Raw genomic sequence first — 23,046 nt, 5'->3', positions numbered from 1 at the left:
GCGGGCGGGGAGGGGGTGGGAAATCCCTATTTTGTCCGTCCTTGACGCCACTATATCGGCTTCCTACTATCCACCATAACATCACTGGTCTTACCAGTATGAACAGACGAAACTGCAACCGTTGGATCGGGAGAGCGCCGTGTCGAAATTCCTTAATTCGCTGTTTGGCCGGGTAGTCGTCGCACTTATCCTAGGGATCGCGCTGGGCGCGTTCTTCCCGCATTTCGCCGAGTCGTTGCGACCGCTCGGCGACGGCTTCCTGAAGCTCATCAAGATGGTGATCGGGCCGATCGTGTTCTGCGTCGTGGTCAGCGGGATGGCGAACGCGGGCGACCTGAAGAAGGTCGGCCGGGTCGGCCTGAAGGCCGTCATCTACTTCGAGGTGATGACGACGCTCGCGCTCGGCATCGGCCTCGTGCTCGCGTGGGTCACGCGCCCGGGCGTCGGGATGAACATCGACCTGCGCTCGCTCGACGCGTCGTCGCTCGCGTCGTACGCGAAGAACGCCGAGAGCCTGAAGGACACGGCCGGCTACCTGATGAAGATCATCCCCGAGACCGCGATCGACGCGTTCGCGAAGGGCGACATCCTGCAGATCCTCGTGTTCGCGGTGCTGTTCGGTTCCGCGCTGTCGCTGCTCGGCGACAAGGCGCAACGCGTCAACTCGCTGATCGAGGAACTGTCGCACGTGTTCTTCCGGATCATCGGCTTCATCATCAAGCTCGCGCCGCTCGGCGTGCTCGGCGCGATCGCGTTCACGACCGGCAAGTACGGCGTCGCGTCGCTCAAGCAGCTCGGCTACCTGGTCGCGGTGTTCTACCTGAGCTGCTTCGTGTTCGTCACGGTCGTGCTCGGCGTGGTGATGCGGCTCGCGGGTTTCTCGGTGTTCAAGCTGATCCGCTACCTGCGCGAGGAACTGTCGATCGTGCTCGGCACGGCGTCGTCGGACGCGGTGCTGCCGCAGGTGATGCGCAAGCTCGAATACATGGGCGTGAAGGATTCGACGGTCGGCCTCGTGATCCCGACCGGCTATTCGTTCAACCTCGACGGCTTCTCGATCTACCTGACGCTCGCCGTGCTGTTCATCGCACAGGCCACCAACACGCCGCTGTCGACGCACGACCTGATCGTCGTGCTGCTCGTGTCGCTCGTCACGTCGAAGGGCGCGCACGGGATCCCGGGCTCGGCGATCGTGATCCTCGCGGCGACGCTGTCGGCGATCCCCGCGATTCCGGTGCTCGGCCTCGTACTGATCCTGCCGGTCGACTGGTTCGTCGGCATCGCCCGTGCGCTGACCAACCTGATCGGCAACTGCGTCGCGACGGTGGTCGTCGCGGTGTGGGAGAACGACATCGACCGGGCCCGCGCGAAGCGCGTGCTGAACCGCGAGCTGCGCTACGTGCCGGCCGAAGAGGAAGACCGCACGGCACCGGTTGCCGGCGACCAGGCTCACGCGCTCTGAGCGCGACCCCGCGCGGGCGGCTTTGCCCCAGGCCGCCCCGCGCACCAGGCATTCATGTGGCCGGCGCCTCGATGCGCCGGCCCTTCATCAAACTACAGGAGACGACATGGCAGCCCCCATCCTCGATCCGGATGCGCCAGCGTTTACGCGGCGTTACATGAACCTCGCCGACCCGCGCCTCGGGGCGCAGGCGCTCTTTGCCAGCGACGAGTTCTTCGCGCCCAAGGAGCGCATGCTCAATCCCGAGCCGGCCGTGTTCATCCCCGGCAAGTACGACGACCACGGCAAGTGGATGGACGGCTGGGAAACGCGCCGCAAGCGCACGACCGGCCACGACTTCTGCGTGGTGCGGCTCGCGCGGCCGGGTGTGATCCACGGCGTCGACCTCGACACGAGCCATTTCACCGGCAACTTCCCGCCGGCCGCGTCGATCGACGCGTGCGTCGCCGAAGGCGACACGCCGTCCGACAACGCCGAGTGGCGCACGATCGTCCCGGCGACGACGCTGCAGGGCAATTCGCATCACTACGTGAGCGTCGACGATGCGCAACCGTATACGCACCTGCGCGTGAACCTGTACCCGGACGGCGGCCTCGCGCGGTTGCGCGTGTACGGCCAGCCGCAGCGCGACTGGCGCCAGGTGCCGGCCGGCGAGCTCCTCGACCTCGCGGCGATCGAGAACGGCGGTTACCTGGTGGCCGCAAACAACCAGCACTTCGGCCCGGCATCGCAGATGCTGATGCCGGGGCGCGGCGCGAACATGGGCGACGGCTGGGAAACGCGGCGCCGCCGCGAGCCCGGCAACGACTGGGCGATCGTCGCGCTCGCGCGGCCGGGCATCGTCCGGCGCGTCGAGGTCGATACCGCGTTCTTCAAGGGCAATTTCCCCGACCGCTGCTCGCTGCAGGCCGCGAGGGTGGCGGGCGGCACCGACGACTCGCTCGTCACGCAGGCGATGTTCTGGGCCGAACTGCTCGGCGAGCAGAAGCTGTCGATGGACCACGTCCACACGTTCGACCAGCTTGCGGCGCTCGGCCCCGTCACGCACGTGCGTTTCAACATCTTCCCGGACGGCGGCGTGTCGCGCCTGCGTCTGTGGGGCGAGCCGGCTTGAAGGAGGGCAACGGCATGAGCGGATCCCGTATCCTGCGCGTCGAGCGCCTGACCCGCGAAGCGTTCGCGCCGTTCGGCGACGTGATCGCGCTTGAAGGCGCGCGCCATTTCCCGATCAACGGCGGCACGACCGAGCGCTTCCACGATCTCGCGACGATCGACGTGTGCGCGGACGGCGGCCGCCCGCTCGTCAGCGTGTTCCGCGCGCAGCCGCGTGCGCTGCCGGTCGCGGTCACGCTGATGGAGCGCCATCCGCATGGCAGCCAGGCGTTCATCCCGCTCGCGGCGGTGTCGCGTTACGCGATCGTCGTCGCGCCGGCCGGCGAGTTCCGGCCCGACGCGATGCGCGCGTTCCTCGCGGAAGGCTGGCAGGGCGTGAACTATGCGAAGGGCGTCTGGCACCATCCGCTGCTCGCGCTGGATGCGGTCAGCGATTTCGTGATCGTCGATCGCGGCGGCCCGCAGCCGAACTGCGATGAAATCCCGCTCGAGCACACATGGGCGCTCGAGTTCGAGCCGGCCTGCGCGGGCGCGGCATGACGAAGGCGGGCAGGCGGGCCCCTCCGGCGGCCTGATGTCACCCGGGGCCGGCCGGGCAGGCAGCGCGAAGGGTGTGCGAAAGGCTGGGCGGGCCCGCCCGTGAGGCGGCGGCGCGCCGCCGGTTTCCCCGGGCGGGCGCCTCTTGCGTATCCCGAAAAGAAGACGGCCCGGAAGGCGAATTGCCGTCCGGGCCGTGTTGCATGCGCCGCGTGCGCGGTGGATCTCAGTGCTTGCGGTGCGGGCAGTTCTCGGTCGTGCAGGAACCGTACATCGCCAGCGAGTGCTCCTGGAGCCGGAAGCCGCGCTCCTTCGCGATCGCCTGCTGGCGGCTTTCGATCTCGGCGTCGAAGAATTCCTCGACCCGGCCGCAATCGAGGCACACGAGGTGGTCGTGGTGCGAGCCTTCGTTCAGTTCGAACACGGCCTTGCCGGATTCGAAGTTGCTGCGCGACAGCAGGCCGGCCTGCTCGAACTGCGTCAGCACGCGGTAGACGGTGGCAAGCCCGATGTCGAGCTGCTCGTTGAGCAGGTTCCGGTAGACGTCTTCTGCGGTCAGATGGCGCACCGGGCTTTGCTGGAAGATCTCGAGAATCTTGAGGCGCGGTAGGGTGGCCTTTAGCCCGATATTCTTGAGATCCGTCGGATTGGTCATGGCTAGGCATCCCTAGAGTACAATGCAGGGCTTCAATGTTACCGGCTTTTCGCCGTTCCAGAAACACGCGCGGCCTGCGACGCGGGCCTGCACGGTGAGGGAAATGATTCCAGAATCTCTTTCGCACTTTCAGAGGAGCCGCATGCGGAGTGTCATCATCGCTGCCGCCGCCGTTGCCGCGCTGGCTGGTTGTTCGTCGTACGACAGCGTGACGCAGCGCATCGCGCAGAGCATCACCCCCTACCGGATCACCGTCGTGCAAGGCAACTTCGTGTCGCAGGAGAAAGCCTCGCAGCTGCAGGTCGGCATGTCGCGCGAGCAGGTACGCGCGCTGCTCGGCACCCCGCTGCTGGCGGACATGTTCCACGCCGACCGCTGGGATTACCTCTTCTACTTCAAGCGCGGCTCGACGGCGGTCGTCCAGCAGCGCGATCTCGTCGTGACGTTCTCGGGCGATCGCGTCGCGGGCTGGACGGGGGCGGACAACCTGCCTTCGGAACTCGACCTGCTGGCCGACATCGACGGCGACCGTGGCGGCAAGAAGGCGAAGGCGGCCGCAGCGGCGAAGAAGGCCGCCGAGGCTGCCGCCGCCGCGAGCGCCGCACAGGCGGCGAGCGCGCCGGCGCCGGAGACGGTCGCGAGCCCGTCCACCGTGCCGGCGTCCGGCGCGGTGGTCGACCAGGATGCGAACGCGCAGGCCGCCCGCGCGGCGAACCGCGCGACCAACCAGGTGTCGGGCCAGGGCACGGCCGCGCGGCGGTTCACGCCGTCCACGCAGGCTTCCGGCGGTGCGCCGGTGCCGGGCGGCCAGCCGCCGGGCGCGGTTCCGGCGATCCAGCCGCAGTTCCAGTTCCATCGTCCGCCGCCGCCGAACGCGTCGAACGAGGCGTCGCCGCCGGTCGGCCCGCAAGGCTCCGACACGTTGCAGAACCAGCCGCTCACCGCGCCGGCGCAGTAAACCCGCGCGCGGAAACAGGGCGGCATGCGCCGCCCGCCTTTAGACCTGTCGTGTAGAAAGCCATGAAGATTGCGATTGCCGGCGCATCGGGCCGTATGGGCCGGATGCTGATCGAAGCCGTTCTCAACGATTCCGACGCGCAGCTCGTCGGCGCGCTCGACCGCGCCGATTCGCCGTTCCTCGGCCAGGACGCCGGCGCGTTCCTCGGCAAGGAAACCGGGGTCAGGCTGACCGCCGATCTCGACGCCGTGTTCGCGCAGGCCGACTACCTGATCGACTTCACGCGTCCGGAAGGCACGATGGCCCATATCGAGGCCGCGCTGCGCCACGACGTGAAGCTCGTGATCGGCACGACCGGCTTCACCGCCGAGCAGAAGGCCGGGCTGCAGGCCGCGGCGGGCAAGATCGGCATCGTATTCGCGGCGAACATGAGCGTCGGCGTGAACGTCACGCTGAAGCTGCTCGAATTCGCGGCGAAGCACTTCTCGCACGGCTACGACATCGAGATCATCGAGGCGCATCACCGCCACAAGGTCGACGCGCCGTCGGGCACCGCGCTGATGATGGGCGAAGCGGTCGCCGGCGCGCTCGGGCGCTCGCTCGACGATTGCGCGGTGTACGGCCGCCACGGCGTGACGGGCGAACGCGATCCGTCGTCGATCGGCTTCGCGGCGGTGCGCGGCGGCGACATCGTCGGCGATCACACCGTGCTGTTCGCCGGGATCGGCGAGCGCATCGAGATCACGCACAAGTCGTCGAGCCGCGTGTCGTATGCGCAGGGCGCGCTGCGCGCGGTCCGCTTCCTGTCGGCGCGCGGCGCCGGCCTGTTCGACATGCAGGACGTGCTCGGCCTGCGCTGACCTCACGGGGAAACTCCGATGGCGATACCCACCGGCGTTGTCCACTACCTCGAAAGCGGCGATGCGATCACGCATGCCGTCGCCTATGTGCTGCTGGCGATGTCCGTCGCCAGCTGGTGCTTCCTGCTCATGAAAGCCTGGCTGCTGGTCCGCGCGAAGCGGCAGGGGCCGCGCGCGCTCGCCGCGTTCTGGCGCGCGCCGTCGCTCGACGCGGGCATCACCGCGCTCGCCGGCGCCGATCGCGAGCGCGTGTTCGTGCCGCTCGCCGAAGCCGCGCGCGATGCGGCCGACGAGCACGACCCGGCCGCGCTGGCCGCGCGCGTCGAGCGCAGCGAACGCGTGCTGCGTGCGTTGCGGCACGCGATGCTGCGCTCGCAGCGGCGCCTCGAGTTCGGCCAGGTGCTGCTCGCGTCGATCGGCAGCACCGCGCCGTTCGTCGGGCTGCTCGGCACCGTGTGGGGCATCTATCACGCGCTCGGCAGCATCGCCGCGAGCGGGCAGGCGCAGATCGAGAACGTCGCGGGGCCGGTCGGCGAGGCGCTGATCATGACCGCGTTCGGGCTCGTGGTCGCGATTCCCGCGGTACTGGCCTACAACATCCTCGGGCGGCTCGTGCGGCAGCTCGCCGAGGAACTCGACGGTTTCGCGCGCGACCTGCACGTGTTCGTGTGCGCGCAGGAAGCCTGACGCGTCCATTCCGGAGGAGCGACCATGGCATTCGGCGGACTCGAGCACCACAAGACGTCCGCGCCGATGGCGGAGATCAACATGACGCCGCTGATCGACGTGATGCTGGTGCTGCTCGTCATTTTCATCATCACCGCGCCGCTGATGACGCATGCGATCCGGCTCGACCTGCCGAAGGTCGCGGCCAGCGTCGCGCGCGACACGCCGCAATCCGTCACCTTGTCGATCGACGACGCGGGCAAGCTGTACTGGGACGACGCGCCGGTGGCGCTCGACGCGCTGCCCGCGCGCTTCCGGGCCGCCGCCGCGGGCGGTGCGCCGCCCGAGCTGCGGCTGCGAGCATCGCGCGCGACCCGCTACGACGTGATTGCGCAGGTGATGGGCGCCGCGCAGGCCGCCGGCCTCACGCGGATCGGCTTCGTGACCGACGTGCCGCCGCAGGCGGGCGGTGCCGCGGTGGCGCCTGCCGTGCCGGCCAACCGCTGAGCGGAGCCGGCGGGCCCGTCCCTGGCGCGGGATCGGGCCGCACGCCGCAAGACCGGTCGAATGGGCCGGCGCGGGCGGTATAATCAACGTTTTTCCCGGTTGGCAGGCTCTTTTCAGGTAACCCGGAATTTTCCAGGCTACCCGGGCATGCCGCGGGTTGCCCGGAAAACTCCCGGAAACCGTGAACAGGTCGGCAACAGCGAACCTGCAGGTCCGCCGGGCAAGCACGATTTTCGATCCACTCCTGCGCGCGCCGTCGCGCCGCTTAAAGCCTAGTCCGAACCACACCATGCACGAGAGATACGTACCCGCCGACGTCGAAGCCGCCGCCCAGGGCGACTGGCGCGCAGCCGATGCCTACAAGACGCAGGAAGATTCGCAGAAGCCGAAGTTCTACTGCGTGTCGATGCTGCCGTACCCGTCCGGCAAGCTGCACATGGGTCACGTGCGCAACTACACGATCAACGACGTGATGTACCGCTATCTGCGGATGAACGGCTACAACACGCTGATGCCGATGGGCTGGGACGCGTTCGGGATGCCGGCCGAGAACGCCGCGATGGCGAACGGCGTGCCGCCCGCGAAGTGGACCTACGACAACATCGACTACATGAAGGGCCAGATGCAGTCGATGGGCCTCGCGATCGACTGGTCGCGCGAGATCGCGACGTGCAAGCCGGACTACTACAAGTGGAACCAGTGGCTGTTCCTGAAGATGCTCGAGAAGGGCATCGCGTACAAGAAGACGGGCACCGTGAACTGGGACCCGGTCGACCAGACCGTGCTCGCGAACGAGCAGGTGATCGACGGCCGCGGCTGGCGCTCGGGCGCGCTCGTCGAGAAGCGCGAGATCCCGATGTACTACCTGCGCATCACGCAGTACGCGGATGAGCTGCTGAACGACCTCGACGGCCTCGGCTGGCCCGAGCGCGTGAAGATCATGCAGCAGAACTGGATCGGCAAGAGCTTCGGCGTGAACTTCGGCTTCCCGTACGAACTCGACGGCGAGAAGAAGCTGTTGCGCGTGTTCACGACCCGCGCCGATACCATCATGGGCGTCACGTTCTGCGCGATCGCGGCCGAGCATCCGCTGGCCACGCGCCTTGCGCAGGACAAGCCCGAGCTGCTCGCGTTCATCGACGAATGCAAGCGCGGTGGTGTCGCCGAGGCCGACGTCGCGACGATGGAGAAGAAGGGCGTCGCGACCGGCTTCTCGGTCACGCACCCGCTGACCGGCGAGCCGGTCGAGGTGTGGATCGGCAACTACGTGCTGATGAGCTATGGCGAAGGCGCGGTGATGGGCGTGCCGGGCCACGACGAGCGCGATTTCGCGTTCGCGAAGAAATACGACCTGCCGATCAAGCAGGTGATCGCGAGCGAAGGGCAGACGTACTCGCTCGACGCATGGCAGGAGTGGTACGGCGACAAGGAAACCGCGGTCTGCGTGAACAGCGGCAAGTACGACGGCCTGCGCTACACGGAAGCCGTCGACGCGGTCGCGGCCGACCTGAACGCCGGCGGTTTCGGCGACAAGCAGGTCACGTGGCGCCTGCGCGACTGGGGCGTGTCGCGCCAGCGCTACTGGGGCACGCCGATCCCGATCATCCACTGCCCGTCGTGCGGCGACGTGCCGGTGCCCGAGCAGGATCTGCCCGTCGTGCTGCCGGAAGACCTCGTGCCGGACGGCTCGGGCAACCCGCTCGCGAAGTCGGAAGCGTTCCTGAACTGTTCGTGCCCGAAGTGCGGCGCGGCCGCGAAGCGCGAAACCGACACGATGGACACCTTCGTCGATTCGTCGTGGTACTTCTCGCGCTACACGGCGCCGGACGCCGACACGATGGTCGACGCGCGCACCGACTACTGGATGCCGATGGATCAGTACATCGGCGGCATCGAGCACGCGATCCTGCACCTGCTGTATTCGCGCTTCTGGACCAAGGTGATGCGCGACCTCGGCCTCGTGAAGTTCGGCGAGCCGGCGAAGAACCTGCTCACGCAGGGGATGGTGCTGAACGAGACGTTCTACCGTGAAGACGCTTCCGGCAAGAAGACCTGGTACAACCCGGCCGACGTGACGGTCACGCACGACGACAAGGGCCGCCCGGTCGGCGCGACGCTGAACACGGACGGCCAGCCGGTCGTGCTCGGCGGCATCGAGAAGATGTCGAAGTCGAAGAACAACGGTGTCGATCCGCAGGTGCTGATCGACCAGTACGGCGCCGACACCGCGCGCCTGTTCACGATGTTCGCCGCGCCGCCCGAGCAGCAGCTCGAATGGTCGGGTGCGGGCGTCGAGGGCGCGAGCCGCTTCCTGCGCCGCGTGTGGAGCTTCGGTGCGACGAACCGTGAAGCGCTCGCCGCGCGCGCGGGCTTCGATGCGGCCGCGCTCGGCGAAGCCGACAAGGCGCTGCGCCGCGAAATCTACAGCGTGCTGAAGCAGGCCGATTTCGATTACCAGCGCCTGCAGTACAACACGGTCGTGTCGGCCGCGATGAAGATGCTGAACGCGATCGACGGCGCGAAGGGCGCGACGCCCGGCGTGCTGCGCGAAACGTACGGCGTGCTGCTGCGCGTGCTGTACCCGGTCGTGCCGCACGTCACGTTCGAGCTGTGGAAGGCGCTCGGCTATGCGGACGAATTCGGCCCGCTGCTCGACGCACCGTGGCCGAAGGTCGACGAGGCCGCGCTCGAGCAGGCCGAGATCGAACTCGTGCTGCAGGTGAACGGCAAGGTGCGCGGCGCGCTGAAGGTCGCGAAGGACGCGAGCCGCGAGGCGATCGAAGCTGCGGCGGTGGCCGACGAAGCGTTCGCGAAGTTCAGCGACGGCAAGCCGGCGAAGAAGATCGTCGTCGTGCCGGGCCGCCTCGTGAACATCGTCGTCTGACGGCCGCCGGCCGTCGGACGTACCCAGAAGGAGCGAAGGTGATCCGCAGATCGTTTTTGATGCTCGCCGTCGGCAGCGCGGTCGCGCTGTCGGCATGCGGCTTCCAGTTGCGCGGCCAGCAGGACTACGCGTTCAAGCACCTGCTGATCGTCGGCGCGCCGGCGCCGGTCGAGGCGCGCTTCGTGCGCCTCGTCGAGGCCGGCAGCGACACGAAGATCGTCAAGTCGGCGGACGACGCCGACGCCGTGCTGCGCATGTCGGAGTCGCGCGGGCAGAATACGCTGACGCTCAACAAGTACGGCTCGGCGCAGGAATACGCACTGTTCTATACGCTGAGCTACACGCTCACGAGCAAGGACGGCACCGTGCTGATCCCGCCGAGCGCGATCGCGCTGAACCGCGCGATGACGTACAGCGACCAGTACACGAACGCGAAGGCGCAGGAAGCCGACATCCTGTACGGCGACATGCAGAACGACGCGGTCGACCAGCTGATGCGGCGTCTCGCGATCGTCCACTCGCTGACGCCGGCGCCGGAAGACGTGGTGCCGGGCGTCGCGCCGCGCGCGCCGTTGCCGCCGCCGCCGCTCTGATCGACGGCATACGCACCGATGCAATTGCGACTTGATGCACTGGAGCCGCACCTCGCGAAGGGGTTGGCCGGGCTCTATACCGTGTACGGCGACGAGCCGCTGCTCGCGCAGGAGGCGTGCGACCGCATTCGTGCGGCCGCACGCGCGGCCGGCTTCACCGAGCGTTCGGTGCATACGGTCGAGCGCGGTTTCGACTGGAGCGTGCTGCTCGGCGCGACCCAGGCGATGTCGCTGTTCGGCGAGCGCCAGCTGATCGAGCTGCGCATTCCGTCGGGCAAGCCCGGCAAGGAAGGCGCCGACGCACTGAAGACGCTCGCGGCCACGCCCAACCCCGACGCGCTGATGCTCGTCACGTTGCCGCGCCTCGACGCGGCCACGCAGAAATCCGCCTGGTTTACCGCGCTGCAGAACGGCGGCGTCGCGCTGAAGATCGATCCGGTCGACCGCGCGCAGCTGCCGAACTGGATCGGCCAGCGTCTCGCGATGCAGGGCCAGCGCGCCGCGCCCGGCGAGGACGGGCGGCGCGCGCTGCAGTTCATCGCCGAGCGCGTCGAAGGCAACCTGCTCGCCGCGCACCAGGAAATCCAGAAGCTCGGGCTGCTGTATCCGCAGGGCGCGCTGTCGTTCGAACAGGTGCACGACGCGGTGCTGAACGTCGCGCGTTACGACGTCTTCAAGCTGAACGAAGCGATGCTCGCCGGCGACGCCGCGCGGCTCGCGCGGATGATCGACGGGCTGAAGGGCGAGGGCGAGGCGATCGTGCTGGTGATGTGGGCCGTCGTCGAGGAACTGCGCACGCTGCTGCGGATCAAGCGCGGCACGACGGCCGGCAAGCCGCTGGCGACGTTGCTGCGCGAGAACCGCGTATGGGGGCCGCGCGAGCGGCTGATCGGCCCCGCGCTGAACCGGGTGTCGGAAGCCGTGCTCGAGAAGGCACTCGCGTTTGCCGCGAAGCTCGACCGGCAGGTCAAGGGGCTCACGGCCGTCGTGCCGGGCCGCCGCACGCAGGACGAACCGCCGCCCGATCCGTGGGACGGGCTGTTCCAGCTCGCGATGACGGTGGCCGGTGCCCGCGGCGAGCGACCGCCGACCGCGGGTCGCGTGCGACGCTAAGTCCCGTCCGGGCCTTCAGCGCGCGCTGCTCAACCCGCATACAATGTTTCGATCATGGGCGCGGCTCTCCGGCCGCCGTCCACGCTTCCCCACGAATTCATGCCGCCCAGCGCGGCGCGCTTCTCGAGTCACACGATGGATATCGATCAGTACATGACCGACCTGGGCCGTCGCGCCCGGCACGCTTCCCGCGCGATGGCACGCGCCAGCACGGCCGCGAAGAACGCGGCACTCGACGCCGTGGCGCGCGCGATCGAACGCGACGCACAGGCACTGAAGGACGCAAATGCCCGCGATGTCGCCCGTGCCCGTGAAAAGGGGCTCGATGCAGCGTTCGTCGATCGCCTGACGCTGTCGGACAAGGCGCTGAAGACGATGGTCGAGGGCTTGCGCCAGGTGGCGTCGCTGGCCGATCCGATCGGCGAGATCGGCAACCTCAAGTACCGCCCGAGCGGAATCCAGGTGGGCCAGATGCGGGTGCCGCTCGGCGTGATCGGCATCATCTACGAATCGCGCCCGAACGTGACGATCGACGCGGCCGCGCTGTGCCTGAAGTCGGGCAACGCGACGATCCTGCGCGGCGGCTCCGAAGCGCTCGAGTCGAACGCGGCGCTCGCGAAGCTGATCGGCGAAGGGCTCGAAGCCGCCGGCCTGCCGCAGGACGCGGTGCAGGTCGTCGCGACGGCCGATCGCGCGGCGGTCGGCAAGCTGATCACGATGACCGAATACGTCGACGTGATCGTGCCGCGCGGCGGCAAGAGCCTGATCGAGCGCCTGATCAACGAGGCGCGCGTGCCGATGATCAAGCACCTCGACGGCATTTGCCACGTGTACGTCGACGATCGCGCCGACCTCGGCAAGGCGCTGACCGTCTGCGACAACGCGAAGACGCACCGCTACGGCACCTGCAACACGATGGAGACGCTGCTCGTCGCGAGCGGTGTCGCGGCGACGCTGCTGCCGCCGCTCGGCAAGCTGTATCGCGACAAGCAGGTCGAGCTGCGCGTCGATGCGGCCGCGCGCGCGGTGCTCGCCGATGCGGGTGTCGGCCCGCTCGTCGATGCCACCGAGGAAGACTGGCACACCGAGTATCTCGCGCCGGTGCTCGCGATCAAGGTCGTCGACGGCCTCGATGCCGCGATCGAGCACATCAACCATTACGGCTCGCATCACACGGATGCGATCGTCACCGAGGATCACGACCGCGCGATGCGGTTCCTGCGCGAAGTCGATTCGGCGAGCGTGATGGTCAACGCGTCGACGCGTTTCGCGGACGGTTTCGAATTCGGCCTCGGCGCGGAAATCGGCATCTCGAACGACAAGCTGCACGCACGCGGCCCCGTCGGCCTGGAAGGGCTGACGTCGCTGAAGTACGTCGTGCTCGGGCACGGCGAAGGCCGCCAATAACAAGCGAGGCACACAACCGATGGCGATGCTCTGGGTCAAGACGTTCCATATCGTACTGATCGCCGCGTGGTTCGCGGGGCTCTTCTATCTGCCGCGCATCTACGTGAACCTGGCGATGGAAACCGATCCGGCCGCCGTGCGGCGCCTGTTGCTGATGGCGCGCAAGCTGTTCCGCTTCATGACGATGATCGCGGTGCCGGCGCTGGCCTGCGGGTTGTGGCTGTGGCTCTCGATCGGCATTGGGCAGGGGCAGGGCTGGATCCACGCGAAGGTGACGGTCGTGCTGCTGCTCATCGTCTATCACGCCTATTGCGGGCACCTGCTGCGGGTGTTCGAGCGTGGCGAGAACCGCCGCACCGACAAGTGGTATCGCGTGTTCAACGAGCTGCCGGTGCTCGGCATGCTCGCGGCGGTCGCGCTGGTCGTGATCAAGCCGTTTTGAGCGGCGCGGCCGGCGCGGTTGCCGGTGCGGAACCCTGCGCAACGGCGCCCCTCGGGGCGCCGTTCGTCGTTTACGTGCGCTTTGCCTGCCGCCTGCTCAATCCTTCGTGCCGTCGTCGATCCGGCGGCGCGTGATCGCCTCCTTCGCGCGGCCGACCCGTTCCATGAGCGCGGGGCCGCGCGACAGCGCGACGCCGACCGCGAGGATGTCGCCGATCGCGAGATGCGACATCCGCGACGTCATCGGCGAGAACACGTCCGTTTCCTCCGCGACGTTCGACGCGAGGCTCACCGTCGCGAGCTTCGCGAGCGGCGAATGGCTCTGCGTGATCGCGACGACTTTCGCGCCGCACGCGAGTGCGGAGCGCGCGGCGTCGACGATGTCGCGCGTGCGGCCGGTGTTCGAGATCGCGACGACGACGTCGTGCGGCCCGAGCAGCGCCGACGACATCGAGAACGTGTGCGGGTCCGAATACGCGACGCTCGGCACGCCGAGCCGGAAGAACTTGTGCTGGATGTCCTGCGCGGCGATGCCGGAGCCGCCGGCGCCGTAGAACTCGATCCGCGACGCGTTCGACAGCAGCGCGATCGCTTCGGCGACGCTGCCGGCCGACAGGCTGTTGCGCACCTCGATCAGCGCGCCGATCGTGCGGTCGAACACCTTGCCGATGATGCCGGGCGCCGGTTCGTCGGGCTCGACGTCGCGATAGACCGACGACACGCCCGGCGCGACGCTCTGCGCGAGCCGGATCTTGAATTCGCGGAAGCCGCTGCAGCCGAGCGCCTGGCAGAACCGCGCGATCGTCGGCTGGCTGACGCCCGCGCGCGTCGACAGCTCGGTCATCGCGAGGTCGAGCACCTCGCGCGGCGCGGCGAGGATGTAATCGGCAAGCTTGCGCTCGGACGGGCGCAACTCGGCGCGGATCGCTTCAATGCGGGGCAGCATGGGACGGGCGGGCAGAAATCGGGTTCGGATGAGCGAGTGTATCGCAATCGAATTGTAGAAAATCTACATGGAATTACTAGCTGATTCGTCGATGTTTCATCGCGTGCGGGATACCGGCGATTAGGGTTTTCACTAGGTAAAGCCTTGCTGGTGGCGGGAATAGGGGTTGCGCGCATGCGGATCGACATTGCGCGCTTGTAGTTTTTCTACTAGACTGGCTTCGTTCGTTCGATGCACTCGATCGTCCCCACGATTCCAACCGCCGGTGTCGGCCGGCATACAGGAGCGCCCAGCATGACATCGCTGCACCCCACTCTGGCGAAGGTCACCGAACGCGTGATCGCCCGCAGCCAATCGACCCGTTCCGCCTATCTGCAGCGCATCGACGGCGCGCAGGGCAAGTTCCCGGCACGCGGCGCGCTGTCGTGCGCGAACCTCGCGCACGGTTTCGCGGGCCTCGAGGGCAACGACAAGTTCTCGATCAAGGCGATCCGCGAGCCGAACATCGGCATCGTGTCCTCGTACAACGAGATGCTGTCCGCGCACGCGCCGTACAAGGATTTCCCCGAGATCATCAAGGCGGCCGCGCGCGAGAACGGCGGCGTCGCGCAGTTCGCGGGCGGCGTGCCGGCGATGTGCGACGGCGTCACGCAGGGCAACCCGGGGATGGAGCTGTCGCTGTTCTCGCGCGAGGCAATCGCGATGGGCACGGCGATCGCGCTTACGCACAACATGTTCGACGCGGCGCTCTGCCTCGGCATCTGCGACAAGATCGTGCCGGGCCTGCTGATCGGCGCGCTGCAGTTCGGCCACCTGCCGACGATCTTCGTGCCGGCCGGCCCGATGACGAGCGGCCTGTCGAACGACGACAAGGCGAAGATCCGCCAGCAGTTCGCGACCGGCCAGGTCGGCCGCGACGCGCTGCTCGAAGCCGAATCGGCCGCGTATCACGGCCACGGCACCTGCACGTTCTACGGCACCGCGAACAGCAACCAGATGCTGATGGAGCTGATGGGGCTGCACCTGCCGGGCTCGGCATTCGTTCATCCGCACACGCCGCTGCGCACCGCGCTGACGGCCGAGGCCGCGCGCCGCGTGCTCGACCTGACCGTCGAGCGCGGCCACTACACGCCGATCGGCCATGTGATCGACGAGAAGGCGATCGTCAACGGGATCGTCGCGCTGCTCGCGACGGGCGGCTCGACCAACCACACGCTGCACCTCGTCGCGATCGCACGCGCGGCCGGCATCCTGATCGACTGGAACGACTTCGACGAACTGTCGGCCGTCGTGCCGCTGCTCGCGAAGATCTACCCGAACGGCAAGGCCGACGTGAACCATTTCCACGCGGCGGGCGGCGTGGCCTTCCTGGTGCGCAACCTGCTCGAAGGCGGGCTGCTGCATGAAGACGTGACGACCGTCGCGGGCAAGGGCCTGTCGCACTACACGAAGGAGCCGAAGCTGATCGACGGCAAGCTGACGTGGGTCGACGGCGCGGCCGAGAGCCACGACACGAAGGTGCTGCGCGGCATCCGCGACCCGTTCCAGCCGGACGGCGGCCTGCGCCTGATGCAGGGCCGGCTCGGCCGCGGCGTGATCAAGATTTCGGCGGTCGCGCCCGAGCACCGCAAGGTGACGGCGCCCGCGATCGTGTTCGATTCGCAGGAAGCCGTGCAGGAGGCCTTCGATCGCGGCGAGCTGAAGCGCGATTTCGTCGCGGTCGTGCGCTTCCAGGGCGCGCGCGCGAACGGGATGCCCGAGCTGCACCGTTTGACGCCGCTGCTCGGCGTGCTGCAGGATCAGGGCTTCCACGTCGCGCTCGTCACCGACGGCCGCATGTCGGGCGCGTCGGGCAAGGTGCCGGCCGTGATCCACGTGTCGCCGGAAGCGCTGCTGGCCGGCCCGCTCGGCAAGGTGAAGACGGGCGATACGCTCGTGATCGACGCCGAAGCCGGCGTGCTCGACATCGAGGTCGACGCCGCCGAGTGGCAGGCGCGCCCGGTCGCGCAGCCGCTGCACCAGGCCGAGAACGAGGTCGGTTTCGGGCGTGAACTGTTCGGCGTGTTCCGCGCGGCCGCCGCGCCGGCCGAGCAGGGCGCATCGGTTTTCGGCGCGCTGGTCGGCGAATCGGCCGCCCACGTCGCCGCATGAATTTCAAGGAGCCAATTCAATGAAGACGATTGCTGAAATCGTGAAGCTGGGCCCGGTCATCCCGGTGCTCGCATTCGACTCGGTCGAGCAGGGTGAACACGTGTCGCGCGCGTTGCACGCGGGCGGCGTGAAGGTACTCGAGATCACGCTGCGCACGCCGGCTGGCCTGGAAGCGATCCAGCGCGCGAGCCAGCTCGCGGACGACATCGTCGTCGGCGTCGGCACGATCACGAAGCCCGAGCATTGCGAGCAGGCGAAGCGTGCGGGCGCGAAGTTCGGCGTGTCGCCGGGCCTGACGAAAGAGCTGCACCTCGCGTCGCTCGACGCGGGCCTGCCGCTGCTGCCGGGCGTGATGACGCCGAGCGACATCATCCAGGCACTCGAATTCGGCTACGAGATCGTGAAGTTCTTCCCCGCTCAACAAGCGGGCGGCGTGCCGATGCTGCAGGCGTTCCACGGCCCGTTCCCGGCGCTGAAGTTCTGCCCGACCGGCGGCATCACGGTCGAAACCGCGCCGAATTTCCTGAAGCTGCCGAACGTAGTGTGCGTCGGCGGCTCGTGGCTCACGCCGAAGGCCGCGCTCGCCGCGCAGGACTGGGCCGAAGTCACGCGCCTCGCGCAAGCCGCGAGCCAGCTTCCCCGTTAAGACTTGTACGAGATGACGGTTTGACCCTCGGAAGACAAGCGCTTAGTGCTTGTTTTACCGAGGGTTTTTGCTGATGGAACCGGTTCTATCCGCGGACCGTAAAGATAAGTAAAATTCAGCGTCCTGACGGGGTGGGTACCCCCCGTGTTCCGGAGACCTGCATAGCCGGGCATACTCGCAACAACGCGCCCGGTTCGAACAATTCTAGGAGGAGTCCACATGGGGGCTGTCCAAGGCAGCATGCTGCTCGTATTCACGCTGATCGCGATTGCCGCGCTGATCCTGATGATCGCGCGCTACAAGATCTACCCGTTCCTGGTGCTGATCATCGTCTCGCTCGGCCTCGGCCTCGTCGTCGGCATGCCGATGGACAAGATCGTCAAGTCGTTCGAGGCGGGCACGGGCGGTACGCTCGGCCACATCGCGATCGTCGTGGGCCTCGGCACGATGCTCGGCAAGATGATGGCCGAATCGGGCGGCGCCGAACGGATCGCGACCACGCTGATCGACTGGTTCGGTGAAAAGAACATCCACTGGGCGATGATGTTCGTCGCGATCATCGTCGGCCTGCCGGTGTTCTTCGAAGTCGGCTTCGTGCTGCTGATCCCGATCGCGTTCAACGTCGCGAAGCGCACCGGCAAGTCGCTGCTCGTCGTCGGCCTGCCGATGGTGGCCGGCCTGTCCGTCGTGCACGGCCTGATCCCGCCGCACCCGGCCGCGCTGCTGGCCGTCCAGCAATACGGCGCCGATATCGGCAAGACGATCGCGTTCGGCCTGATCGTCGGCGTGCCGACCGCGATCATCGCGGGCCCGCTGTTCGCGCTGACGATCTCGAAGTTCGTGAAGCTGCCGGAAAACAACCCGCTCGCGTCGCAGTTCGTCGACTCGCATGCGGACGGTCGCAAGCGCGAACTGCCGAGCTTCGGCATCACGCTGTTCACGATCCTGCTGCCCGTCGTGCTGATGCTCGTCGGCAGCTGGGCCGACCTGCTGTTCACGCCGAAATCGCTGCCGAACAACCTGCTGCGCTTTGCCGGCAACTCGGACGTCGCGCTGCTGATCGCCGTGCTCGTGAGCTTCTTCACGTTCGGCAAGCTGCAGGGCTTCAACCGCGACCAGATCCAGAAGTTCTGCGGCGAGTGTCTCGCACCGATCGCCGGGATCACGCTGATCGTCGGCGCGGGCGGCGGCTTCGGCGGCGTCCTGCGCGACAGCGGGATCTCGCAGCAGATCGTCGAGACCGCGAAGCATGCGCACCTGTCGCCGCTGCTGCTCGGCTGGTTCGTCGCGGCACTGATGCGTCTCGCCACGGGGTCGGCGACGGTCGCGATGACGACGGCCTGCGGCATCGTCGCGCCGATCGCGGCGGCAGCCGGCACGACGGTCAGCCCGGAGCTGCTGGTGCTCGCCACGGGCTCGGGCTCGCTGATCTTCTCGCACGTGAACGACGGCGGCTTCTGGCTGATCAAGGAATACTTCGGGATGACGGTCGGTCAGACGTTCAAGACCTGGTCGTTGCTCGAAACGATCATCTCGGTGCTCGGCCTCGGCTTTACACTGCTGCTGAGCATGGTTCTGTAACAAGGGGTAGTCAATGATTCTGATCGCAATGGGCGTGTCGGGCGCGGGCAAGTCGCGAATCGGCGAAATGCTGGCGGAACGCCTGTCGTGCAGCTATACCGACGGCGACGCGTTTCACAGCGCGGCGAACAAGGAAAAGATGCATCACGGCATTCCGCTGACCGACGACGACCGCTGGCCGTGGCTGCGCACGATTCGCGCGGCCATCGAGGAAAAGCAGCGCGCGGGCGAGACGGCCGTGTTCACGTGCTCGTCGCTGAAGCGGTCGTACCGCGACGTGCTGCGCGGCACCGACACCGACGTGCGGTTCGTGTATCTGAAGGGTTCGTTCGAGGTGTTGCACGAGCGCCTGAAGAGCCGCACCGGCCATTTCTTCGATCCGTCGCTGCTGAAGAGCCAGCTCGACACGCTCGAGGAACCGGGCCCGGACGAAGCGATCCAGGTCAGCATCGAGCTGACGCCCGAACAGATCGTCGACCAGGTCATGCTGAAGATCGGCATCGCGCAGCAGCACTGAGCGCGGTTCGCGGCAATCATCACGCAAAAGGCGCCCCTCGGGGCGCCTTTTGCATTGGTGGCAGGCGGGCCGGTCAGGTGGCGGGCGCCTGTTTCGCGATGCCGTCGAGCAGCACGTCGAGCATCGTGTCGTGCACGGCTGCCGGATCGAGCTGCGCATAGAGCGGGGCGGCCGCCTTGACGAGCGGATGCGCGGCGTCCGACAGCGCCGCCATTTCCGCGAGCTCGACGTCGTTCGCGGCGCGCGTGAGGCCGCCGGCTTCGGCCGCGGCAAGCCCGATCACGCTTGCATACCAGCCGACGCAAACCGATGGCAGCGCCGCGCGCGGGATGCCGGCGTCGGCCAGCGCGCGATGCACGGCCTCGATGTGCGCGAGATCGGCCGGCCCGGTACTCATGTGCCGCTGCAGCAGTGCGAACGCGGCCGGGTAGCGCAGCGCGAGCGCGCGGTACTGGCGCGCGAGGTCTCGCAGCCGTTCGCGCCACGGCAGCGTGGCGTCGACCGGCACGAGCGAGCGCGACAGCGCGTTCGCGATCGCGCGGCTCAGGCCTTCCTTCGACTTGAAGTGGTACAGCACGCTCATCGGGTCGCAGCCGACCGACTGCGCGAGCTTGCGCACGCTGAACGCGGCTTCGCCGACGTCTTCGAGCAGCGCGAGCGCGGCCGCGACGATCGCATCCTTGTCGAGGCCGCGCGGGCCCTGGGCGGGTTTGTCTTTCATCGATACGGGCCGGCGTGCCGGTGCGGCACCGGCTGTAAATTTGACGAAAGCTGATTCTACACTGTAGAATTATTTCTGCGGTGTAGAAATTGAGTGTCCCGGCACCTTTCAATACGTGCTTTCGCACAGTCCGGGATCCAGGCGGCACGAGCGTGCCCGCCGTCAACACGGGCCATCGCGCCCCTTTTCTCGTTGACACCCATGTGGAACCGGCTGCCCCACCCGCGAAGCCAGAAGGCTCTTCGACAGGCGGCCCTACCATGCAAGTGCAATCATGACTTTCAATAATCAACCCCCGATCCAGGGCGAATCGCGTTTCGAGCAAACGCAACTGAACATCGAAAAAGACAACTGGAACTGGTGCGATCCGGCCCGCTACGACGGCGAGCGCCCGGCGAACTGGTACGAGGCGTCGTTGTCGCGCCATGAAAACACCGTGCCGCTTGCGCACGACGCGGTATGCGACGTGCTCGTGATCGGCGCGGGCCTGCTCGGCGCATCGGCCGCATTGCATCTCGCCGAAGCGGGCGTCGACACGATCCTCGTCGACAAGCACCACGTCGGCTCGGCCGCATCGGGTCGAAACGGTGGGCAACTGACGCCCGGCCTCGCGCGCTGGGAAGCGGCCGACATGATCGACCACCTGTCGCACGACGACGCGAAGCGGCTGTGGCGCTTCGCGTCGGCTGAATCGATGGATCTGATCGATACGATCGGTGCGCGTTACGCGCTCGAACTCGACCGCAAACGCGGGCACATCACGGCCGCTGTCCACCCCGGCCATATGAGTGCGCTGCTGGACGGCGCGGATGCGCGCCGTCATCTCGGCGACGCGGGCGTGACGCTCGTCGGCCGCCATCAGCTGAACGACGAATACGTGCGTTCGGGGCTGTACCACGGCGCGGCGATCGATGCGATCGGCGGGCAGATCCATCCGCTCGCACTGGTGCGCGGGCTCGTTCATGGTTTCCGGCTTAACGGCGGCACGCTGTACGAAGGCACCGAGGTGGTCGAACTCGACGAGACACCCGCGGGCGTCGTCGCGACGACGCCGGGCGGCACGATCACCGCCCGCAAGGGCGTCGTGCTCGCGCTGCACAACACGACGTTCCGGCTGCTCGACGACGGCGCCGCGACGACCGTGCCGTTCTTTACCTATGTGAGCGTGACGGCACCGCTCGACGTCGACGTCGCGACGCTGATGCCGGCCGGCATGCCCGTGTACGACACGCAGTTCCAGATCGACTACTACCGGCCGGTACGCGGCAACCGCCTGCTGTTCGGCGGGCAGGGCACCGGCACCTGCTGGGCGCAGCCCGACGTCAACGCGTATCTGCTGACGCGGCTGAACACGGTGTTCCCGCAGGTCGACGGCCAGTTCGCGCTCGATTACTGCTGGAGCGGCGTCAGCGACTTCACGCTGAACGGCGCGACCGACAGCCGCAAGACCGACGGCCGCGTGCCGATGTACATGGTGCAGGGCTGGAGCGGCCACGGCGTCGCGCAGACGGTGCGGATCGGCAAGGCGATCTGCGACGATTTCGTCGGACGCAACGACGATTTCTCGATGCTGACCGGCATCGACCATCGCGCGATTCCGCTCGGCCGCCAGTTGTCGCCGATCGCGATTCCGGCGGCGAAGGCGGCGATGAGCGTGATGAGCGCGCTCAATCCGGGGCGGATGATTTCGTTCTGAGCGGACGACAATTTTTCGTGGAACTCAGTGGGCCTCGGTAGCGCTCGTAGGACGTAACCACTCGTTTCAAATCGACGGGTGGCGATTGAAATACGGTCTACCGAGGTTCTTTCCAAGCGCGATTGAGCGGCAGCTTGCCCACGTTGACAGTAACGAGGTTCGTGCTATTTAAAACAAAGCTCTGCTGTTGGACGAAAGGAGGTCCTTGCCCCAGACGTGGGCCGGCTACCTTGCTGGAGTGGAAAGCAATTCAGTGCCGTGACGATTGCCACAAGGCAATATCCAGCGGAATGCATGTCGAATTGAATTTCGTACGAGTTGCGGAATTTCGGCATGAATTTTCGGTGTCGTCTCATATCCCCGCCGTTGATCAATGCCCATGCTGGCGTCTGAAGAAGTCCATGTACATCCACATTTGCTGAGGGGCTTGCGGCTAACCTGGTTTGCCGTACCGTAGCCGCAGGTGCTAGGCTTCGGGAGATCTATGGCAGGCCAGACATCCAGCACTTCCACCAACGCATCCCGCGAGCGTTCAATCTCGGTTGCCCCGCTCAACCAGATCCAGTTGGGCGACGTGGCCCTCAGCATTTCGGCGTTCGACGAGTGGCTGGGCGCAATCAGCCATGGCAGCGTGAACCTGGACCGTCTGCGCACGGTCGCCGGGAATTTCCCCGCCGTTCTCAACATCCTGAACCTGGCCGATCTGCTCGGCGATATCGTCACCCTCACGACCCACCCCGAACCTCACGCCTCTGACTGGTTGAGCGTCAGCCTGAACCTGATCGGCCTGATGCCCGAGCCGGGTACCGCCGCTGCCCGCATGATGCTGCGGCCCACCCTGTTCCTGGCGCGGCAGGAACTCCTGCAGGCCAGTAATGGGCTGGTGGGCGAGGCGGCACTGCGCACCCTGACCGCCAACCTGAACAACAGCATCCAGGGAGAACTGGAAGACCTCGCGCAGCGGATACAGTCAAGACTCCCCGCTCTGCTGGACGCGGCGGCCGCCTTCGGCGAAAGCCTGCTCTTGGACCTTGCGAACGGCCTGGAGGCCCTGGCCCGGATGAAGCCTTCTGCGCCGGCCACCCTGGGGGCAAGCACATCGGCAACGACCGAACTGCGCGATCCAGCCGCTGCGTTTTCCAACCTCTACGACGCAGCCTATCAATTCCTTCGCCGCAACGCGGCTGTCCGCCCCCCTCTCGAACAGAATTCACCCCTTGAGTCGCCGGCGCTGGTCAGCACCAACGCCCAGGCATTGCGCCAGTTCGCCGCATTGTTGGGCAAGCAGGTGCGGCAACAAGGCAAGGCCACGCAGGCAGGCTGCGTGGGGTGGGTTGCAGCAGGATTGCTCCGCTCGCTTGATGCCCGGAAAGCGGGCGCCGGGCAGAGTGCCAGCATCAAGCCCGACGCGACCAGCATCGCTGGACGCCAGATCCCCGGCGAGTCCCTTGATGTACGGGTCAAGGAGCGGCCCGCCGGGCAGGACGCCAATCTGTGCAAAAACGGCGCACCGTCGGGCAGCGGCGGCAGCATCAGTTTTGCCACGGGCGCCGAAACCCGCTCGCACACCGACTTCGCGCTGCCGGGCCCGT

The 23,046-nt window shown here is 67.2% G+C and carries 20 protein-coding genes and 1 pseudogene; 18 read left to right on the top strand and 3 right to left on the bottom strand.

Features of this window, described 5'->3' with window-relative positions:
- Positions 1 to 139 precede the first annotated feature (139 nt).
- The 3 genes from FOZ70_RS35360 (at position 140) to FOZ70_RS35350 (ending at position 3,115) form a co-directional block, all read left to right on the top strand.
- Entirely contained in the window at positions 140 to 1,462 is a 1,323-nt protein-coding gene (locus FOZ70_RS35360; RefSeq protein WP_021159282.1) for a C4-dicarboxylate transporter DctA, read from the top strand.
- Between the two features lie 106 nt (positions 1,463 to 1,568).
- Positions 1,569 to 2,576 carry an allantoicase gene (gene alc, locus FOZ70_RS35355; RefSeq protein WP_219707757.1) on the top strand — a complete coding sequence of 336 codons (1,008 nt, stop codon included), beginning with the start codon at positions 1,569 to 1,571 and terminating at the stop codon, positions 2,574 to 2,576.
- A gap of 14 nt (positions 2,577 to 2,590) precedes the next feature.
- Positions 2,591 to 3,115 (top strand): ureidoglycolate lyase, encoded by a 525-nt coding sequence (locus tag FOZ70_RS35350; protein ID WP_219707756.1) that lies wholly within the window; start codon positions 2,591 to 2,593, stop codon positions 3,113 to 3,115.
- A 223-nt stretch (positions 3,116 to 3,338) separates the two neighbouring features.
- Here FOZ70_RS35350 and fur read toward each other — a convergent pair whose 3' ends face one another.
- Complete coding sequence (fur, locus tag FOZ70_RS35345) at positions 3,339 to 3,767, bottom strand: ferric iron uptake transcriptional regulator (protein ID WP_006400349.1); 429 nt, start codon at positions 3,765 to 3,767, stop codon at positions 3,339 to 3,341.
- A gap of 142 nt (positions 3,768 to 3,909) precedes the next feature.
- Here fur and bamE point away from each other — a divergent pair, with 142 nt between their 5' ends.
- The 9 genes from bamE (at position 3,910) to FOZ70_RS35300 (ending at position 13,197) form a co-directional block, all read left to right on the top strand.
- On the top strand, positions 3,910 to 4,725 hold the full coding sequence (bamE, locus tag FOZ70_RS35340; protein WP_021159285.1) for an outer membrane protein assembly factor BamE: 816 nt from the start codon (positions 3,910 to 3,912) through the stop codon (positions 4,723 to 4,725).
- A gap of 62 nt (positions 4,726 to 4,787) precedes the next feature.
- Positions 4,788 to 5,585 carry a 4-hydroxy-tetrahydrodipicolinate reductase gene (dapB, locus tag FOZ70_RS35335; protein ID WP_021159286.1) on the top strand — a complete coding sequence of 266 codons (798 nt, stop codon included), beginning with the start codon at positions 4,788 to 4,790 and terminating at the stop codon, positions 5,583 to 5,585.
- Positions 5,586 to 5,603: 18 nt separating this feature from the next.
- Positions 5,604 to 6,272, top strand: a complete 669-nt coding sequence (locus FOZ70_RS35330) for a MotA/TolQ/ExbB proton channel family protein (RefSeq protein WP_048026132.1) — start codon at positions 5,604 to 5,606, stop codon at positions 6,270 to 6,272.
- A gap of 24 nt (positions 6,273 to 6,296) precedes the next feature.
- The gene (locus FOZ70_RS35325; RefSeq protein ID WP_219707755.1) at positions 6,297 to 6,758 is read left to right on the top strand and encodes a biopolymer transporter ExbD; all 462 of its coding nucleotides are present in this window, start codon (positions 6,297 to 6,299) and stop codon (positions 6,756 to 6,758) included.
- A 289-nt stretch (positions 6,759 to 7,047) separates the two neighbouring features.
- A complete protein-coding gene (leuS, locus tag FOZ70_RS35320) occupies positions 7,048 to 9,642 on the top strand; it encodes a leucine--tRNA ligase (RefSeq protein WP_060072226.1) in 2,595 nt (864 codons plus the stop codon).
- 38 nt (positions 9,643 to 9,680) lie between these two features.
- Positions 9,681 to 10,235, top strand: a complete 555-nt coding sequence (lptE, locus tag FOZ70_RS35315) for an LPS assembly lipoprotein LptE (protein ID WP_059857674.1) — start codon at positions 9,681 to 9,683, stop codon at positions 10,233 to 10,235.
- Positions 10,236 to 10,253: 18 nt separating this feature from the next.
- Positions 10,254 to 11,348: a DNA polymerase III subunit delta gene (holA, locus tag FOZ70_RS35310; RefSeq protein WP_027788384.1), complete on the top strand. Its 1,095-nt coding sequence runs from the start codon at positions 10,254 to 10,256 to the stop codon at positions 11,346 to 11,348.
- A gap of 135 nt (positions 11,349 to 11,483) precedes the next feature.
- On the top strand, positions 11,484 to 12,755 hold the full coding sequence (locus FOZ70_RS35305; protein ID WP_042974307.1) for a glutamate-5-semialdehyde dehydrogenase: 1,272 nt from the start codon (positions 11,484 to 11,486) through the stop codon (positions 12,753 to 12,755).
- A gap of 19 nt (positions 12,756 to 12,774) precedes the next feature.
- Positions 12,775 to 13,197: a CopD family protein gene (locus FOZ70_RS35300; RefSeq protein WP_011350935.1), complete on the top strand. Its 423-nt coding sequence runs from the start codon at positions 12,775 to 12,777 to the stop codon at positions 13,195 to 13,197.
- Positions 13,198 to 13,293: 96 nt separating this feature from the next.
- Here FOZ70_RS35300 and FOZ70_RS35295 read toward each other — a convergent pair whose 3' ends face one another.
- Complete coding sequence (locus FOZ70_RS35295) at positions 13,294 to 14,142, bottom strand: MurR/RpiR family transcriptional regulator (protein ID WP_021158790.1); 849 nt, start codon at positions 14,140 to 14,142, stop codon at positions 13,294 to 13,296.
- Positions 14,143 to 14,436: 294 nt separating this feature from the next.
- On the opposite strand from FOZ70_RS35295, the gene edd reads away from it, so the two are divergent.
- The 4 genes from edd to FOZ70_RS35275 all read left to right on the top strand — a co-directional run bounded on the left by edd (position 14,437) and on the right by FOZ70_RS35275 (position 19,037).
- Positions 14,437 to 16,293, top strand: a complete 1,857-nt coding sequence (gene edd / locus FOZ70_RS35290; protein WP_021158788.1) for a phosphogluconate dehydratase — start codon at positions 14,437 to 14,439, stop codon at positions 16,291 to 16,293.
- A 19-nt stretch (positions 16,294 to 16,312) separates the two neighbouring features.
- Positions 16,313 to 16,939: a bifunctional 4-hydroxy-2-oxoglutarate aldolase/2-dehydro-3-deoxy-phosphogluconate aldolase gene (gene eda / locus FOZ70_RS35285; protein WP_011350938.1), complete on the top strand. Its 627-nt coding sequence runs from the start codon at positions 16,313 to 16,315 to the stop codon at positions 16,937 to 16,939.
- Positions 16,940 to 17,158: 219 nt separating this feature from the next.
- The gene (locus FOZ70_RS35280; RefSeq protein ID WP_042974304.1) at positions 17,159 to 18,520 is read left to right on the top strand and encodes a GntP family permease; all 1,362 of its coding nucleotides are present in this window, start codon (positions 17,159 to 17,161) and stop codon (positions 18,518 to 18,520) included.
- Between the two features lie 13 nt (positions 18,521 to 18,533).
- Entirely contained in the window at positions 18,534 to 19,037 is a 504-nt protein-coding gene (locus FOZ70_RS35275; protein ID WP_042974301.1) for a gluconokinase, read from the top strand.
- 73 nt (positions 19,038 to 19,110) lie between these two features.
- Here FOZ70_RS35275 and FOZ70_RS35270 read toward each other — a convergent pair whose 3' ends face one another.
- Positions 19,111 to 19,758 (bottom strand): TetR/AcrR family transcriptional regulator C-terminal domain-containing protein, encoded by a 648-nt coding sequence (locus FOZ70_RS35270; RefSeq protein ID WP_021158784.1) that lies wholly within the window; start codon positions 19,756 to 19,758, stop codon positions 19,111 to 19,113.
- A gap of 274 nt (positions 19,759 to 20,032) precedes the next feature.
- Between FOZ70_RS35270 and FOZ70_RS35265 the strand changes: the two genes are divergently transcribed.
- Both FOZ70_RS35265 and FOZ70_RS35260 read left to right on the top strand, forming a co-directional pair.
- Positions 20,033 to 21,454, top strand: a complete 1,422-nt coding sequence (locus FOZ70_RS35265) for an FAD-dependent oxidoreductase (protein ID WP_219707754.1) — start codon at positions 20,033 to 20,035, stop codon at positions 21,452 to 21,454.
- Positions 21,455 to 21,938: 484 nt separating this feature from the next.
- Positions 21,939 to 23,046, top strand: a pseudogene (locus FOZ70_RS35260) (hypothetical protein); the annotation flags it as partial.

This window comes from Burkholderia sp. COPS (assembly GCF_019425585.1).
GTDB classification, from domain to species: domain Bacteria; phylum Pseudomonadota; class Gammaproteobacteria; order Burkholderiales; family Burkholderiaceae; genus Burkholderia; species Burkholderia cepacia.
This window is presented reverse-complemented; position numbering and strand designations above follow the sequence as displayed.

Excerpts from the sequence above, each read along its gene's own strand:
- eda (WP_011350938.1), top strand. The coding sequence starts at position 16,313 with ATGAAGACGATTGCTGAAATCGTGAAGCTGGGCCCGGTCATCCCGGTG.
- FOZ70_RS35305 (WP_042974307.1), top strand. The coding sequence starts at position 11,484 with ATGGATATCGATCAGTACATGACCGACCTGGGCCGTCGCGCCCGGCAC.
- FOZ70_RS35270 (WP_021158784.1), bottom strand. The coding sequence starts at position 19,758 with ATGAAAGACAAACCCGCCCAGGGCCCGCGCGGCCTCGACAAGGATGCG.
- leuS (WP_060072226.1), top strand. The coding sequence starts at position 7,048 with ATGCACGAGAGATACGTACCCGCCGACGTCGAAGCCGCCGCCCAGGGC.
- fur (WP_006400349.1), bottom strand. The coding sequence starts at position 3,767 with ATGACCAATCCGACGGATCTCAAGAATATCGGGCTAAAGGCCACCCTA.
- FOZ70_RS35350 (WP_219707756.1), top strand. The coding sequence starts at position 2,591 with ATGAGCGGATCCCGTATCCTGCGCGTCGAGCGCCTGACCCGCGAAGCG.
- FOZ70_RS35295 (WP_021158790.1), bottom strand. The coding sequence starts at position 14,142 with ATGCTGCCCCGCATTGAAGCGATCCGCGCCGAGTTGCGCCCGTCCGAG.
- FOZ70_RS35300 (WP_011350935.1), top strand. The coding sequence starts at position 12,775 with ATGGCGATGCTCTGGGTCAAGACGTTCCATATCGTACTGATCGCCGCG.
- FOZ70_RS35265 (WP_219707754.1), top strand. The coding sequence starts at position 20,033 with ATGACTTTCAATAATCAACCCCCGATCCAGGGCGAATCGCGTTTCGAG.
- holA (WP_027788384.1), top strand. The coding sequence starts at position 10,254 with ATGCAATTGCGACTTGATGCACTGGAGCCGCACCTCGCGAAGGGGTTG.
- FOZ70_RS35280 (WP_042974304.1), top strand. The coding sequence starts at position 17,159 with ATGGGGGCTGTCCAAGGCAGCATGCTGCTCGTATTCACGCTGATCGCG.
- FOZ70_RS35325 (WP_219707755.1), top strand. The coding sequence starts at position 6,297 with ATGGCATTCGGCGGACTCGAGCACCACAAGACGTCCGCGCCGATGGCG.
- bamE (WP_021159285.1), top strand. The coding sequence starts at position 3,910 with ATGCGGAGTGTCATCATCGCTGCCGCCGCCGTTGCCGCGCTGGCTGGT.
- FOZ70_RS35275 (WP_042974301.1), top strand. The coding sequence starts at position 18,534 with ATGATTCTGATCGCAATGGGCGTGTCGGGCGCGGGCAAGTCGCGAATC.
- alc (WP_219707757.1), top strand. The coding sequence starts at position 1,569 with ATGGCAGCCCCCATCCTCGATCCGGATGCGCCAGCGTTTACGCGGCGT.
- edd (WP_021158788.1), top strand. The coding sequence starts at position 14,437 with ATGACATCGCTGCACCCCACTCTGGCGAAGGTCACCGAACGCGTGATC.
- FOZ70_RS35330 (WP_048026132.1), top strand. The coding sequence starts at position 5,604 with ATGGCGATACCCACCGGCGTTGTCCACTACCTCGAAAGCGGCGATGCG.
- dapB (WP_021159286.1), top strand. The coding sequence starts at position 4,788 with ATGAAGATTGCGATTGCCGGCGCATCGGGCCGTATGGGCCGGATGCTG.